The sequence below is a fragment of the Citrobacter sp. Igbk 16 genome (assembly GCF_028069755.1).
In the GTDB taxonomy this organism is placed as follows: domain Bacteria; phylum Pseudomonadota; class Gammaproteobacteria; order Enterobacterales; family Enterobacteriaceae; genus Citrobacter.
The window spans coordinates 1-15,333 of sequence record NZ_JANEWJ010000040.1; the positions used below are offsets into that span (position 1 = coordinate 1).

Sequence of the window (15,333 nt, forward strand, 5' to 3'; positions counted from 1 at the left end):
GTATAAAAATATTATTTATTATCACAGTTACTGAAATACTCAGGATTGAACCTCAATAAACATCCCAGCCGATCATGGAAATGGTGCCATAATCCCCCCCTCTGTTATTCACTGATTTTATTAATAAATAAATTCTTCGAATCTCAAATGCAGTTTCCTGCATCTTTTCCTTTTATCCTGATCTGGCTTGTTCGCAACATATGGCAGCGATATTGTGCTCGAAAGCTTCCCGTTTCAGGATGAGCGGTGATCTGAAAGAAGCGCTGATTAACCGAACGGTAGTTTTTTGCGTATTGAATATGGGGGTTATGGCAGTTGTTCGGTAAAACCGAATAACTGAAAATGAAAGGCCGCAATGTTGTCTCTTATTGCATGTAGTCCGTAGGCCGGATAAGCGTTAGCGACATCCGGCATCAGTTGAACCTGTAAGTAACGCCTACAGGTTCAGCCGTACTTCACTGGAGAGTCGCAAGCGTGCTCTCAATTCTATTCAACTTCTGATGTGCTTCTTTCAGCTCATCTTGTAACCGTTGCTCCTGCTCGCCATAGGCCATCAGGACGATACAGCCGCTCATCACTTTTACAGTAACCTGTTGCCCGGTATCAAATCCCGCCGCGCGGAGCCACTTGTCGGAAGGGCAATTTTGGGCGTGGCTTGTCGAACACCTTGGGCAGAAAGGCGTTGGAAAGGTTGGGTGTTGAGACTCAAAATAAGCAGTGGGTCTATTAATTATCCTGCTTTCCCGGAATATTTATGATCTCCATTTTTAAGGCATCTTCTCCTGAAAATATTGCAGCTAAACCTTTTCTTATTTTTATCTGATCGCTCTCGATTGCCCCATGGGCAACCGGAGAATATGTGGCTGTTTGTAATTGGACTCGCTCGAAATCATAGCCAATATCTTTTGCAATATCTGATAATAAGTCCAGGAACAAGCTATTACTTGTTTGATTCCATATAGCGCCCTGGGCATTATCGTTACCTGGGTATGAAGTATTCAAGTGTGCAAAATAAAGCTTCCATGAAGATAATACGCTACCCTCAGAAGTGCTCCTCTTTGTCTTTCCTTTTTTTACTTTACCGTAAAATGCTAAGTCTATCATATTTAGCGCGCGAACATGCTCATTGGATAATCTTGCATTCTGAGATCGTGTCGCCATGAGTTGTTTGAATATATCAATCTTCAATGATTTTTTTTGTGAGTACCTTTCAATGAATTTCTGAGTTTGAACGGCTAATAATGGACTAATTACAGTAGCTGTAATGGCTAAAATAGTAAGCGCTGTGCTCATATAATATTCTCAAAGTGAATAGATGTATTTAGAATTTTGAACTGAGAATCATAAAGGAATTTGTGAATGGAGAAGATATGGCAAATGGCGGATATAAGATAAGCAAATTGGCGGAAGATCACAGGAGTCGAACCTGCCCGGGACCGCTGGCGGCCCCAACTGGATTTGAAGTCCAGCCACCTCACCGGAGATGACGATCTTCCGCGCCTCGATTGCTACATGGAGGCGGGGCGCATTATAGCTACTTCCTACGGTTTCCACACCCCCTCACTCACTTTTTTAACTTCCCTTTCTCCTTACCATGACCAGTTTCAAATAAATCTCTACAAAATCCATCGCTTACACTTCGACACATTTTTCGACGCTACCCCGATCACAGAAAATAAGAATCGTAATTTGATAACGAGATATCGCAATACCCGCGCTCACAGGGATGGTTTACAAGAACTGTAACCGGTATCAGTGCGTGTGAAAGTGCTAACAAGGATGCGTAATGAAAAGTGAGATTTTGTCCGTTAAAGAGAAGATTGGCTACGGCATGGGTGATGCCGCCAGCCACATTATCTTCGATAACGTCATGTTATATATGATGTTCTTCTATACCGATATTTTTGGTATTCCGGCCGGATTTGTCGGCACCATGTTCTTACTGGCCCGCGCGCTGGATGCCATCTCAGACCCTTGCATGGGACTGCTCGCCGACCGCACCCGTTCACGCTGGGGGAAATTCCGCCCGTGGGTGCTATTTGGTGCGCTGCCGTTTGGTCTGGTTTGTGTGCTCGCCTACAGCACGCCAGATCTCAGCCTGCACGGCAAAATGATTTATGCCGCAATCACCTATACGCTGCTGACCCTGCTTTATACCGTGGTGAACATTCCCTATTGTGCGCTGGGCGGCGTGATCACTAATGACCCCACGCAGCGCATCTCCCTACAGTCATGGCGCTTCGTGCTGGCGACGGCGGGCGGCATGCTCTCCACCGTGCTGATGATGCCGCTGGTTGATCTGATTGGCGGTGAAGATAAAGCGCTGGGCTTCCAGGGCGGGATTGCCGTGCTCTCGGTCGTGGCGTTCCTGATGCTGGCGTTTTGCTTCTTCACCACCAAAGAACGTGTGAAAGCGCCGCCGGGCAGCACTTCAATGCGTGAAGACCTGCGTGATATCTGGCAAAACGATCAATGGCGCATCGTCGGCCTGCTGACTATTCTCAACATCCTTGCCGTCTGCGTTCGCGGCGGGGCGATGATGTATTACGTCACCTGGATTCTGGGCAAGCCGGAAGTGTTTGTGGCCTTCCTCACCACCTATTGTGTCGGCAATCTGATCGGCTCTGCGCTGGCAAAACCGCTGACTGACTGGCAATGCAAAGTGAGTGTCTTCTGGTGGACGAATGCCCTGTTGGCGGTCATCAGCCTGGCAATGTTCTTCGTGCCGATGCACGCCAACCTCACCATGTTCGCTTTCATCTTCGTGATTGGCGTACTGCATCAACTCGTGACGCCAATCCAGTGGGTAATGATGTCCGACACCGTTGATTACGGCGAGTGGTGCAACGGAAAACGTCTGACGGGTATCAGCTTTGCGGGAACGCTGTTCGTGCTCAAGCTGGGCCTGGCGCTTGGCGGGGCGATGATCGGCTGGATGCTGGCGGGCGGCGGCTACGATGCCGCAGCGAAAACCCAAAATAGCGCCACCATTAGCATCATTATCGCATTGTTCACGATTGTCCCGGCCATTTGCTACCTGCTGAGTGCCGTGATTGCCAAACGTTTCTACACCCTGAAAACCCCGTATCTGACGGAAATTATGAGTCAGTTGGCTCAGGGCGCGCGCCGCAATCAGCAGGATTTTACGACGAAAGAATGACAGAACTAAGGAACTGACGATGAAAATTAGCGACGGAAACTGGCTGACGCAGCCTGGCCTGAATTTAACTCACCCGATTCAGGTGTTCGAGGTTGAACAGCACGGTAACGAGATGATTGTCTACGTTGCGCCGCGCGATGTGCGTGAACGTACATGGCAACTGGATACGCCACTCTTCACCCTGCGCTTTTTCTCGCCGCAGGAAGGCGTGGTTGGGGTGCGAATGGAACACTTCCAGGGCGCGCTGGATACCGGCCCGCATTACCCGCTGAACGTGCTGCAGGACGTCAGCGTCGAGATGCGAAACACCGCTGAATTTGTCGAACTGAAGAGCGGTAATTTGAGCGTGCGGGTCACTAAAGGCGAGTTCTGGTCGCTGGATTTCCTGCGTAACGGCGAACGTATTACCGGCAGCCAGCTGAAAAATAACGGCTACGTGCAGGACACCAACAGCGGGAAAAACTATATGTTTGAACGCCTGGATCTGGGCGTCGGTGAAACGGTGTACGGGCTGGGCGAGCGCTTTACTGCGCTGGTACGTAACGGCCAGACGGTGGAAACCTGGAACCGCGATGGCGGCACCAGTACCGAGCAGTCTTACAAGAACATCCCGTTTTATCTCACCAACCGCGGTTACGGCGTGCTGTTAAACCATCCGCAGTGCGTGTCGTTTGAAATTGGCTCTGAGAAAGTGTCGAAAGTGCAGTTCAGCGTTGAAAGCGAGTATCTGGAATATTTCGTCATCGACGGCCCAACGCCGAAAGCGGTGCTGGATCGCTATACCCGCTTTACCGGTCGTCCGGCGCTGCCGCCCGCCTGGTCGTTCGGCCTGTGGCTGACCACATCGTTCACCACCAATTATGATGAAGCGACGGTGAACAGCTTTATCGACGGTATGGCCGAACGCAACCTGCCGCTTCATGTCTTCCATTTTGACTGCTTCTGGATGAAGGCATTTCAGTGGTGTGATTTTGAGTGGGACCCGGTGACGTTCCCGGATCCGGAAGGGATGATCCGTCGCCTGAAAGAAAAAGGGTTAAAGGTCTGTGTGTGGATCAACCCGTACATTGGCCAGAAATCGCCGCTGTTCAACGAGCTGAAAGAGAAAGGCTATCTGCTTAAACGCCCTGATGGTTCTCTGTGGCAATGGGATAAGTGGCAGCCGGGGCTGGCGATTTATGATTTCACGAATCCTGCGGCCTGCGAGTGGTATGCCAACAAATTGAAAGGCCTGGTGGATATCGGCGTCGATTGCTTCAAAACGGATTTTGGCGAACGTATCCCAACGGATGTGCAGTGGTTTGACGGCGCTGACCCACAAAAAATGCATAACCATTATGCGTTCATCTACAACCAGTTGGTGTGGAACGTACTGAAAGAGACGGTGGGAGAAGAAGAGGCGGTACTTTTTGCCCGCTCTGCGTCTGTCGGTGCACAGCAGTTCCCGGTGCACTGGGGAGGTGATTGCTATGCCAACTACGAATCGATGGCGGAAAGTCTGCGCGGCGGCTTATCTATCGGCCTGTCGGGCTTTGGCTTCTGGAGCCACGATATTGGTGGTTTCGAGAATACTGCGCCAGCACATGTCTATAAACGCTGGTGTGCGTTTGGGCTGCTCTCCAGCCATAGTCGCCTGCACGGCAGCAAATCCTACCGCGTGCCGTGGGCATACGACGATGAATCCTGCGATGTGGTGCGTTTCTTCACTGAGCAAAAATGCCGCATGATGCCGTACCTGTATCGTGAAGCGGTTCGCGCCAGTACCCATGGCACGCCAATGATGCGGGCGATGATGCTGGAGTTCCCGGACGATCCGGCGTGTGATTATCTTGACCGTCAGTACATGCTGGGCGATAGCGTGATGGTGGCTCCGGTGTTCTCGGAAACCGGTGACGTGCAATTTTACCTGCCGGAAGGTGACTGGACGCACCTGTGGCGTAATGACGAGATAACAGGCAGTCGCTGGCATAAGCAGCGGCACGACTTCCTGAGCCTGCCGGTGTATGTGAGGGATAACACGCTGCTGGCGCTGGGGAACAATAATCAGAAGCCGGATTACGCCTGGCACGAAGGGACCGCGTTTCAGTTGTTCCATCTGCAGGAAGGGCGTGAAGCGCTCTGTGAAGTTCCGGCGTCTGACGGCTCGGTTATCTTCACGCTGAAGGTAGTACGAGTGGGCAATACGCTGACCGTGCAGGGTGTCGGTGAAGCGCGTAACTGGACGCTGTGTCTGCGTAATATTCCGCAAGTTAGCGATGTGCAGGGCGGTTCATCTGTGTGCAGCGCGTGGGGAACGGTGGTTACGCCTGGTGAGGAAGATATGTTGAAGATAACCCTATAAGCGCATGTGAATGTGGTGCCGGATGGCGACGCATTGCGTCTTATCCGGCCTACGGTGCGTACAGCGTTCCAGATCTGAAAAGAAAAAATATCCTGACTTAAATTTTTACCTATCCATATTTGCGATCGCTGTCACTCTAATACATGAAAAAAATGTGATCTGCGCTGTAAATATCTCACTATTTCCCTTTTTTGTCTTATTTCTGTCCGGAATACAGGACACGATTTAGTATTGTTGCATCATCGTAGTCCTTTTATATTTATCATCACGGATTACACGTGGAGCATAAATGCTTCTTTAGATATTTAATCTGGTGTGTAATAAGGGTAAATAATGCAAATGATTACCTCGCGACAAAACAGATTATTAAAATTCCTTCTGTCCCGGAAGGAATATGTCACACTGTTGAAAATTGCTGAGCATTTATCTGTTTCGGAGAAGACCGTACAACGCGACCTGCGTTTGATGGAACAGTGGTTGTCGGAATGGAAAATATCCATTGATAAGCGTGCTGGCGCAGGTGTGATATTAATTGCCGATAATATTACCGATCTTTTATATTTAGACCAGTTATTAGGAGCGGAGGGTGATGACGCTGACGGCATGATGAATAACTCACGACGCGTCAAGATAGCCTCGCAATTATTAAGCGAAACGCCACATGAAACATCGATCAGTAAATTGTCCGAACGTTATTTTATCAGCAGTGCATCGATAGTTAACGATCTGAAGGTGATTGAATCATGGATTGCCCCGCTGGGTTTATCGCTGATCCGCAGCCAAAGCGGCACGCATATCGAAGGTAGCGAGAGTGGTGTGCGCCAGGCGATGGCATCACTGATCAACGGTGTGATTAACCATAATGAACCCGGTAGTGTGGTTTATTCACGTCTTGACCCGGGGAGCTATAAAGCGCTAGTCCATTATTTTGGTGAGGAAGACGTTTTATTTGTCCAGACGCTGTTGCAGGAAATGGAGAATGATCTGTGCTGGTCGTTAGGCGAACCGTATTACGTCAATATTTTTACTCATATTCTGATCATGATGTATCGCATCACGCGTGGAAATGCCTTACCGCGAAAAGATGAAAATATCACTTCATGTGATGAGAGCATTTTCTCAATTGCCAGCCGCATGATTCAACGTATAGAAAAACGTATAGCCCATTCACTGCCGGAAGACGAAGTCTGGTTTATTTATCAATATATTATCTCGTCTGGCGTCGTGATTGAGGAGCATAACGATGTAAGCGTCATTGGCCATATGCACTCCAGCGATGAAGCGCGGTTGATTACCCATCGGTTGATTGCCACCTTCGCCGAGATGGTCGACAGCGATCTTAGCCAGGACACGGCGCTGTATGACGGATTGCTGATCCACATTAAGCCGCTGATTAACCGCCTGAACTACCAGATCCGCATTCGCAATCCGCTGCTGGAGGATATCAAAGGCGAGCTGCAGGACGTCTGGCGGTTGACCCAATGCGCGGTGAATCGGGTGTTTAGCGGTTGGGGCGAGCGGGCGGTATCGGAAGATGAGGTGGGATATCTTACCGTCCACTTTCAGGCGGCAATGGAGCGCCAGATGGCGCGTAAGCGTGTGCTGTTGGTCTGCTCGACCGGTATTGGCACCTCCCATTTACTCAAGAGTCGCATTCTGCGTGCCTTTCCGGACTGGACCATTGTTGGCGTGGTGTCGGCAGGTAGTTTGCCCTCTGTGCTGACGGACGATATTGAATTGGTGGTGTCGACCATTAATTTACCCGCCATTGCTATGCCTGTCGTGTATGTCACCGCCTTCTTCAATGATGCGGATATTAAGCGGGTAACGGAAACGGTTATTACTGAAAAATTACATCGGGCGACGTCACTGGTCGTTGAAAATTAATGTCTGAACTCCATGAGGTATGATTGATGGATATAACGAAAATACTCAATACGAATCGCGTTATTTTGGACATGAAGGCGACAAACAAAACGGAGGTGATTGAGGAACTGACTGATCTTCTGCAAAAAGATGGTGCTATTAGCTGTCGGGAAACGTTTATTCAGGATGTCTGGCAGCGTGAATCTGAGGGATCAACCGGCTTCGAAAATCATATTGCGATCCCGCACGGAAAATCATCAGCGGTGATCAATACGACGCTGGCTATTGGTCGTACCCGCCAGGATATTCCCTGGGAAACGCTGGATGGCAGCAATGTGCGGTGTATTATTTTGTTTGCCGTCCGTCTTGAAGATCAGAACACCACGCATATTCGTCTGCTCTCGCAGGTTGCCGGAGCACTGGCTGACGAAGACATTATTGAACAATTACTGGTCGAAAGCAGTCCACAAAAAATTATTGAGCTATTTAGCCAATATGCTGAATCCAATGTCTGCTAAATAAAAAGTGGAGCATGTTATGAATATTGTTTGTGTTGCCGCCTGCACGGCGGGTATTGCGCACACCTATATTGCCCGTGAGAAATTAATAAAAGGTGCCAAAGCGCTTGGTCATAATATTAAAGTTGAAACCCAGGGCACTATCGGAACGGAAAATGAATTGCTGGCAGAAGATATTTCATCTGCAGATGTCGTGATTCTTGCCGTCGATGTCAAAATAAAAGGGGAGGAACGGTTTTCAAATAAACGCATTGTGCGAGTGAAAACGGAAATAGTCATAAAATCACCGGTTCAGTTTCTTGAAAAGGTTGAAAAATCATTAGTTAACGCAAACCAGTAGCGATCCTCATTTTGGAGGGGTTTCACATGAGTGAAAATAAAATTCCGCTATCTCAGGAAGTTAAAAAGCATTTGTTAACGGGGATTTCGTGGATGATCCCGTTAATTGTTGCCGCTGGGATCTGTATTGCTCTGGGGCAAATACTTGGCGGCACTAACGTGGGTGAAAAAATCGGGACAATACCCTGGATGCTCAACCAGATAGGTGGTTGGGGGATGGGGTTGATTGTGCCGCTGATTAGCGCGGCGATTGCTTACTCCATTGCCGATCGCCCCGGATTTGCGCCGGGTCTGATTGTCGGTTTTGTCTGTGGCGAAATTCATACCGGTTTTATTGGCGGAATGCTTGGCGGGTTTCTGGTTGGCTACACCGTTCTGCTGTTGAAACGTTATATCCGTTTACCGCAATCAATGCAGGGGCTGATGCCCATCATGGTGCTACCGGTGTTGAGTACTGTGATTGGCGGTCTGTTGATGATGACGCTGATCGGCAAGCCGATTGCCTGGCTGCAGGACGCGCTGATCCACCTGTTGGAGTCCATGCAGGGTGGGTCCCGTTTTCTGATGGGGGCGATCCTCGGCGCAATGGCGACATTCGACTTCGGCGGACCGGTAAATAAAACCATGTCGCTGTTTGCGGATGGCATGCTGGTTAGCGGCGTGTATGGCCCTGAAGCGGTCAAGTTTGTCGGGTCGATGATCCCACCGTTCGGCATTACGCTCTCCTTCCTGCTGACGCGCCACAAGTACACCCGGGCCGAACGTGAGGCACTGAAGGCGGCATTCCCGATGGGGATCTGCATGATTACCGAAGGCGTTATACCGATTGCGGCACGTGACCTGTTGCGCGTGGTTGGGTCCTGTGTGGTGGCATCAGCGGTGGCGGGCGGCTTGATTATGGTATGGGGTGTCGAAAGTCCGGTTCCGCACGGCGGCATGTTCGTGGTCCCACTCTTCACACACCCGCTGCTGTTTTGCCTGGCATTGGGGATCGGCACGGTGATTTGCGGCGTGATGCTCTCACTGTGGAAGAAACCGGTGACTGAGCGTGACGAGGAGTTTGATGAACTCAGCGATCAGAAGCTGAAAGACGAAGAAATCACCTTCACCCTGGAATAACCGGAGGCTGTATGTTTGCTGATATGAAAAGTATGGTGACGAAAGCCTGGCGTGAACAGTACGCGCTGCTGGCAATCAACTGTATGAACCTGGAAAGCGCCCGGGCGGCGGTTCGGGTGGCTGAGAAACATCATGCGCCCATTATTCTGAATCTGTATCAGGGGCATCTGGACCATTTTCCTGCATCGATAGCCGTTGCGGTCGTCAAAACGCTGGCGGATGAAGCTTCGGTGCCGGTCGTGCTGGCACTGGACCACGGCAAAGATCCTGTACGCATCCGCCAGGCTTTTCGCGCCGGGTTTAGTGGCTTGATGATCGACGCTTCGGCGTTTGCGCTGGAGGAAAATATTCGTCAGACCCGTGCGGTTGTGGATTTGGCTGCCAGCGTCTCGCTGTGTGTGGAAGGCGAGTTGGGGCATCTTGCCGATGCTCCACGCTACGACCACGCGACGAACGTTGATTTGATGACCCAGACTGCTGACGTTGAGCCGTTTATCCAGCAGACCGGGATCGACGTGCTGGCGGTGTCGGTCGGTACGGCGCACGGTATGTATGCGCCGGGTGTGACGCCGGTGATTGATTTCCAGCGCCTTGAGGAGATTGCCCGTTTATCGACGGTGCCACTGGCTCTACATGGCGGCAGCGGTACGCCGTTTGACCAGCTACAGCGTTGTCCGATGTTTGGCGTCGCCAAAATTAACGTTGGCGCGGCGGTTTTTGAAGCCGGAAAAGCCGCATTGCTCCATACCCTGTGTCGCGACAAATCCTGTGAACTTGTTGATGCCCTGGCCCTGATGGAACAGGCCTGCGAAGAAGCCATTATTCCGTATCTGCAGGCCAGCGGCGCTATCGGCAAAGCCTGATTCATTTTCTGTAACGCCTTCTATGCCTCTGCGATGACGCACTGGCAGGGCTTTCTACACCCTGAAACTGGAGAATTAACATGTTAGTTTCGATGAAAGAATTACTGCAGCCTACTCGTCAGCACGGTTTTGCCATTGGCGCCTTCAACGTGGCGGATAGTTGCTTTGTGCGTGCAGTGGTCGAAGAGGCGGAAGCAACCAACACGCCAGCGATTATCTCGATTCACCCCAGCGAGCATGATTTCGTCGGTGATGCGTTTTTTAGCTATGTCCGCGATATCACGATGCGTAGCACAGTGCCGTTTACTCTGCATCTGGACCATGGGGCGTCGGTGGAACATGTCCTGCGGGCGATTCAGTGTGGGTTTACCTCGGTGATGATCGACGGTTCGCTGCTGCCCTATGAGGAAAACGTGGCCCTGACCCGCGAAGTGGTCAAACTGGCGCATGCGGTAGGTGTCTCGGTTGAGGGGGAGCTGGGGACGATCGGCCAGACCGGAACGTCAGTGGAAGGCGGTGTATCAAAAGTCACCTACACCGATCCTGCTCAGGCGCAGGACTTTATCGCCCGTACCGGAGCTGACACGCTGGCAGTAGCGATTGGTACCGCCCACGGGATCTACCCGAAAGGAATGCAGCCAGAGCTGCAAATGAACATTCTGCGTGATATCGCCGGGCGGCTGGATATTCCGCTGGTGCTGCACGGCGGCTCGGCGAACCCGGATGCGGAGATTGCCGAATCTGTCACGCTGGGCGTGGGCAAAATCAATATTTCCAGCGATATGAAGTACGCCTACTTCCAGAAGGTGCGTGAAATTCTGGCGAAAGAAACCTGGTGGGACCCGAACGTGATTTACCCGGAAGCGATTAGCGCCGCACGGGATGTGATCCGCCATAAAATGAAGCTGTTTGGATCTACTGGCAAAGCATCACTTTACTAACGGCATGCAGGCGGGGAAACCCGCCTCTTTCGCGATAAGGAAAAGTGGAATGAAGCGTTCACAAATTAATTATGCCGTTGATAAAGCGCATGCCATCGCCGAGACTTTTCGAATCTGTCTGCCTGACTTTGCGTATTTTACCGTCGACGCTTGGCGGCAACAGGATCAAACTCTGTGGCGTGAAGTGCGCGATCTCCAGCTGGGTTGGGACGTTACTGACTTCGGGCGCGGAGATTTTGCGCAAACCGGGCTGACGTTACTGACGTTGCGCAATGGCGTGTTGGATTCGGCAAACTACCCCAAACCGTATGCCGAAAAGATGCTGCAAATTCAACAGGATCAACAAACGCCGTGGCATTTTCACACCCATAAAATGGAAGATATTGTCAATCGCGGCGGCGGTGATTTATGTATGCAGCTAGCATGGGCCACGCCCGATGCGCAGTATGACGCGCAGCATATTATTGAGGTAAGTGTGGATGGTCAGCGGCGAACCGTTAAGCCCGGTGAAACGCTGGTGTTGAAACCAGGGCAAGGCATCTGTCTGCCACCCCGTTTGTATCATCGTTTCTGGGCCGAGAAAGCGTTTGTATTGGGCTGGGAAATCTCAATGGTGAATGACGACCGGCACGATAACCACTTTCTTGAGCCTGGGGGACGCTTCCCGGCGATAGAAGAGGACGAGCCGGTGAAATGGTTGTTGTGCAGTGAATATATTCGTTTATGAGCGGAAGTAGGCCCGGTAAGCGAAGCGCCACCGGGCAATAATCACTGCGCAAGTGGCGGCGCTGAGACTTCACTACCGGATACCACACCCGCCTGCATGGTTTGCGTCACCTGCTGTTTATCAGCATTTACAGCATGTAGCTGGCCGTTCACGGTCGGTTTGAGTGGCGCATCTGCCAGAATATTACCGCTGGCCGTAAGCTGAATGTTACCGTCACCAGGAAGCGGCAGTGCTGGCCATCCCCACTGCTGCAGGATAGTCATTGGCACACCACGCCCGTTCAGGCTGACCTGCGCCTGGCGTTGCGGCAACTGCGAAATGCTGGCGGTCGCCTCCAGCAGCCCTTTTTCCGTATAGGCACTTAGCTCGCTGATATTGATGGTGCTGCTGTTCGCGGCGAGGGCCAGAGAAGGTCGGCGCACGTCGGTACGGTTAAACGTCGCAGCAGCGGCATTGAGTGTGGCGCTACCACTCCAGATACCCCACTGATTATTTTGTACCAGCCCGAGGTTGGCGCCATAACCGTCCAGTGCGGTGAGCTGCCATGGGAACAGAGGGTCGATATCGATAATCAGGTTACGGCTGGCGCTGAATTTTTTCAGCGTCAGGCTGTTTAGCCAGGAAGGCAGGGGTTTCATCCACAATTGCTTCCAGTTTTCCGGCAGCGTGTATTCCAGCCCGGCAATGGCAACATCGTCAAGGACTAGCGCCTTGTTACTGCGCAACCAGTTACCGGATGTTCTAACCATACCGCCTTCCCAGCGAGTAGTGAACTGGCGTAGTGCAATGCCCTGCGGTGAGAATTCGGCATTCAGAATGGGATCGAAAAAGTGCAGTGAACCGTAGATAAACTCACTGGCGTTCATCGACAGCTTCCCTTCCTGAGTTTGCCAGTCGTCCTTGCTGAAGGTCATATTGCGCAAACTCAGATCGAGATCTGTTACCGCCCAGTCAGGACCTTGCAGACGGGCATCCGTCACCTCAAGACGACCAATTTGCAGGGACGGAATTGTGGTTAGTGGTGCGAAAAAATCGACCAGTGATTTATCACTTTGTAGCCGGATATCATTTAACCGCAGGTTCTCCACGACCCAGCTGCCATCAGCATTCCGCTGCGCAACGCCGGTTAACGCGCCGCGTGCGACATCTGCGCCAATGTTACTTAACGTCACGCGGTCATGGTCAATGCTGCCTTCGATCAGCACGTTGGTGGTGGGAACGTCGTTAAGCGTTAATGAACTGGCGCTGAGCTGAATTTGCGCTTTGTTGCCGAGAATTTTACCCGCCTCAGGGTTCCAGGGAATAACGCCGCCGTTCACGCGTTGCGCACTCAGGTTCCACTCACTGCCGGGGCTATTTAATGCCATATCCTGTAGCTGCAGGCGATCGGCCTGGAACGGAAGCGGCGCAGTTTGTTGAGAAAGATTGAGCGTACCGTTTTGCAACAAGATGGTGTCAACGTGCAACGGGTCGGTGATCTGACGACTGCTCAGGCCAATATCAACCGTTTTTGCGACCAGCGTGGCAGGTTGCCCATCACGACCAAAAGTGACATTTTTCAACAGAATATGGGATGGGGAGGAAAACCGGTGATCGATGGCATCAAAAGCCAGGTGGTAGCTGCTGTTCTCTGACACCCATGCGCTGACATGCTCTGCACCCCAGCGGGTTTGCAGTAGAAAATAAAGGCCGAGGATCGCCACTGCACAGGCGATCAGCACGTAAATAAGCAGCTTTCCAATAAATTTCATGGTCTTCCATCCCGCGAAGTGCACATAGTCAAGTTATGCACGATTTACGCGCAATCCTCAAGGCGGGAATGGTGAAAGAGCGTTACAGCGGCATTGATTCAGAATCAACGCCGCATTTCGCTTACGCTTTCTCTGGCGGGAAAATCAGGTTCAGAACAATAGCGGTAATACCGCCAGCAGCAATACCGGAAGAGAGCAGGTTTTTCACCCAGTCAGGCGCAAACTGCAGGATCAGCGGTTGCTGGGAGACGCCGAGACCGACAGCCAGCGACAGTGCGATAATCAGGATGGCACGGCGGTTCAGCGGTTCACGTGACACGATGCGTACCCCGGAGGCGGCGATAGTCCCGAACATTACCAGCGTTGCCCCGCCCAGAACAGGTTCAGGGATATGTTGTACAAAGCCGCTGACTGCCGGGAACAGACCCAGTGCGATCAGCATCAGCGCCACCACAAAACCAACATAGCGGCTGGCAACGCCGGTTAACTGGATGACCCCATTATTCTGACCGAAGCAGGAGTTCGGGAAGGTGTTGAACACGGCAGAAACAAACGAGTTCAGGCCGTTCGCCAGTACTCCGCCTTTCAGACGTTTCATGTACAGCGGACCCGAGACCGGTTGTTCGGAGACATCGGAGGTGGCCGTAATATCACCGATGGTCTCCAGCGAGGTGATCATAAAGACCAGCATCAGCGGTAACAGTAAGCTCCAGTCAATGCCCAGACCGTAGTACAGCGGCGTTGGCACCATGATCAGATCCTGACTTACCGGCGCGGTATTTTGCGGCAACATGCCCATAAACCAGGCCAGCAGGTAGCCCGCCGCCATGGCAATCACCAGTGACGCAACGCGCAGGTATGGGTTGCGCTGGCGATTAAGAATGATAATCAGCGCCAGCACGACACCAGCCAGCATCAAATTCTTCGGCGCGCCAAAGGTGTTGTCGCTCATTGCTGCGTAACCGCCGCCAATCGATGTCAGACCCACCTGAATCAGTGACAGACCAATGATCATCACTACCACCCCTGAGACCAGCGGAGTAATAATACGACGTGCCAGATGCAATACACGCGAGATAACCATCTCGGTGCAGCTTGCCAGCATCAGTGTGCCAAACAACGCCGCCATCATGGTTGGGATATCGGCGCCACCGGTTTTTAGCGCCGTACCGCCCATAATCAGCGGCGCAACAAAGTTAAAGCTGGTGCCCTGAATGGATAACAGCCCTGAACCCACCGGTCCCCAGGCTTTGATCTGAATGATAGAAGCCACGCCGGAAGCGAACAGCGACATACTGATAATGTGTTGAGTATCCTGAGCCGGTAAGCCGAGCGCCTGGCAGATTAACAGAGCAGGCGTGATCACCGCGACGAACATGGCCAGCAGGTGCTGACAGGCGGCAAACAGGGTTTGGGCTAGCGGGGGTCGATCTTCAAGACGGTAAATCAGTTCACTGTTGTGAGTCTGCGCAACCGGTTGCGCATTTGTCGACTCTACGGCGTTAACGGACATCAGAGGCAATCCCATGGTGGAAAAGCGGTGATTTTATCTGACCAGGACAGAAAAGCAAACGTTTGCTAGTAACTATTCTTAATATTTAAAACGGATAAACAAACATTTTTATATAACTTTTCATCATTTTCTGCTTAAAATCCACCCCGATAACTCATTAAGAGCTAAAAATCGACCTGGAATGAATCGTGCGTA

12 protein-coding genes, 1 tRNA gene and 1 pseudogene are annotated in these 15,333 nt (G+C 51.6%); 9 read left to right on the forward strand and 5 right to left on the reverse strand.

Annotated features, from left to right (window positions below):
• Positions 1-455: 455 nt before the first annotated feature.
• The 3 genes and pseudogenes from NNO03_RS20100 to NNO03_RS20110 all read right to left on the reverse strand — a co-directional run.
• Positions 456-629: pseudogene (locus NNO03_RS20100) on the reverse strand (SymE family type I addiction module toxin); the annotation flags it as partial.
• Positions 630-726: 97 nt separating this feature from the next.
• Entirely contained in the window at positions 727-1,293 is a 567-nt protein-coding gene (locus NNO03_RS20105) for a DUF6680 family protein (RefSeq protein WP_271450354.1), read from the reverse strand.
• Between the two features lie 108 nt (positions 1,294-1,401).
• Positions 1,402-1,496 (reverse strand) — tRNA-Sec (locus tag NNO03_RS20110).
• A 290-nt stretch (positions 1,497-1,786) separates the two neighbouring features.
• Between NNO03_RS20110 and NNO03_RS20115 the strand changes: the two genes are divergently transcribed.
• From NNO03_RS20115 to NNO03_RS20155, 9 genes are all read left to right on the forward strand, one after another.
• The gene (locus NNO03_RS20115) at positions 1,787-3,160 is read left to right on the forward strand and encodes a glycoside-pentoside-hexuronide family transporter (protein WP_271450355.1); all 1,374 of its coding nucleotides are present in this window, start codon (positions 1,787-1,789) and stop codon (positions 3,158-3,160) included.
• Between the two features lie 19 nt (positions 3,161-3,179).
• Positions 3,180-5,501: an alpha-xylosidase gene (yicI, locus tag NNO03_RS20120; protein ID WP_271450356.1), complete on the forward strand. Its 2,322-nt coding sequence runs from the start codon at positions 3,180-3,182 to the stop codon at positions 5,499-5,501.
• Between the two features lie 333 nt (positions 5,502-5,834).
• Complete coding sequence (locus tag NNO03_RS20125; RefSeq protein ID WP_271450357.1) at positions 5,835-7,388, forward strand: transcription antiterminator; 1,554 nt, start codon at positions 5,835-5,837, stop codon at positions 7,386-7,388.
• 26 nt (positions 7,389-7,414) lie between these two features.
• Entirely contained in the window at positions 7,415-7,885 is a 471-nt protein-coding gene (locus NNO03_RS20130; protein ID WP_271450358.1) for a PTS sugar transporter subunit IIA, read from the forward strand.
• 19 nt (positions 7,886-7,904) lie between these two features.
• Positions 7,905-8,225: a PTS fructose transporter subunit IIB gene (locus tag NNO03_RS20135; protein ID WP_271442007.1), complete on the forward strand. Its 321-nt coding sequence runs from the start codon at positions 7,905-7,907 to the stop codon at positions 8,223-8,225.
• A gap of 26 nt (positions 8,226-8,251) precedes the next feature.
• Positions 8,252-9,343, forward strand: coding sequence for a PTS fructose transporter subunit IIC (locus NNO03_RS20140; protein WP_271442008.1), 1,092 nt, complete (start codon positions 8,252-8,254; stop codon positions 9,341-9,343).
• Between the two features lie 11 nt (positions 9,344-9,354).
• Entirely contained in the window at positions 9,355-10,206 is an 852-nt protein-coding gene (locus NNO03_RS20145; protein ID WP_271450359.1) for a class II fructose-bisphosphate aldolase, read from the forward strand.
• Positions 10,207-10,286: 80 nt separating this feature from the next.
• Entirely contained in the window at positions 10,287-11,147 is an 861-nt protein-coding gene (locus NNO03_RS20150; protein ID WP_271442010.1) for a ketose-bisphosphate aldolase, read from the forward strand.
• Between the two features lie 49 nt (positions 11,148-11,196).
• Entirely contained in the window at positions 11,197-11,874 is a 678-nt protein-coding gene (locus NNO03_RS20155) for a D-lyxose/D-mannose family sugar isomerase (protein ID WP_271450360.1), read from the forward strand.
• 41 nt (positions 11,875-11,915) lie between these two features.
• Here NNO03_RS20155 and NNO03_RS20160 read toward each other — a convergent pair whose 3' ends face one another.
• Together NNO03_RS20160 and xanP are read right to left on the reverse strand one after the other, a co-directional pair.
• Positions 11,916-13,625, reverse strand: coding sequence for an AsmA family protein (locus NNO03_RS20160; RefSeq protein WP_271450361.1), 1,710 nt, complete (start codon positions 13,623-13,625; stop codon positions 11,916-11,918).
• Between the two features lie 121 nt (positions 13,626-13,746).
• Positions 13,747-15,138, reverse strand: coding sequence for a xanthine/proton symporter XanP (xanP, locus tag NNO03_RS20165; protein WP_271442013.1), 1,392 nt, complete (start codon positions 15,136-15,138; stop codon positions 13,747-13,749).
• Positions 15,139-15,333 lie beyond the last annotated feature (195 nt).

Bases quoted from the DNA above. Each gene is read 5' to 3' on its own strand.
- NNO03_RS20105 (WP_271450354.1), bottom strand. From the start codon at position 1,293: ATGAGCACAGCGCTTACTATTTTAGCCATTACAGCTACTGTAATTAGT.
- NNO03_RS20115 (WP_271450355.1), top strand. From the start codon at position 1,787: ATGAAAAGTGAGATTTTGTCCGTTAAAGAGAAGATTGGCTACGGCATG.
- yicI (WP_271450356.1), top strand. From the start codon at position 3,180: ATGAAAATTAGCGACGGAAACTGGCTGACGCAGCCTGGCCTGAATTTA.
- NNO03_RS20125 (WP_271450357.1), top strand. From the start codon at position 5,835: ATGCAAATGATTACCTCGCGACAAAACAGATTATTAAAATTCCTTCTG.
- NNO03_RS20130 (WP_271450358.1), top strand. From the start codon at position 7,415: ATGGATATAACGAAAATACTCAATACGAATCGCGTTATTTTGGACATG.
- NNO03_RS20135 (WP_271442007.1), top strand. From the start codon at position 7,905: ATGAATATTGTTTGTGTTGCCGCCTGCACGGCGGGTATTGCGCACACC.
- NNO03_RS20140 (WP_271442008.1), top strand. From the start codon at position 8,252: ATGAGTGAAAATAAAATTCCGCTATCTCAGGAAGTTAAAAAGCATTTG.
- NNO03_RS20145 (WP_271450359.1), top strand. From the start codon at position 9,355: ATGTTTGCTGATATGAAAAGTATGGTGACGAAAGCCTGGCGTGAACAG.
- NNO03_RS20150 (WP_271442010.1), top strand. From the start codon at position 10,287: ATGTTAGTTTCGATGAAAGAATTACTGCAGCCTACTCGTCAGCACGGT.
- NNO03_RS20155 (WP_271450360.1), top strand. From the start codon at position 11,197: ATGAAGCGTTCACAAATTAATTATGCCGTTGATAAAGCGCATGCCATC.
- NNO03_RS20160 (WP_271450361.1), bottom strand. From the start codon at position 13,625: ATGAAATTTATTGGAAAGCTGCTTATTTACGTGCTGATCGCCTGTGCA.
- xanP (WP_271442013.1), bottom strand. From the start codon at position 15,138: ATGTCCGTTAACGCCGTAGAGTCGACAAATGCGCAACCGGTTGCGCAG.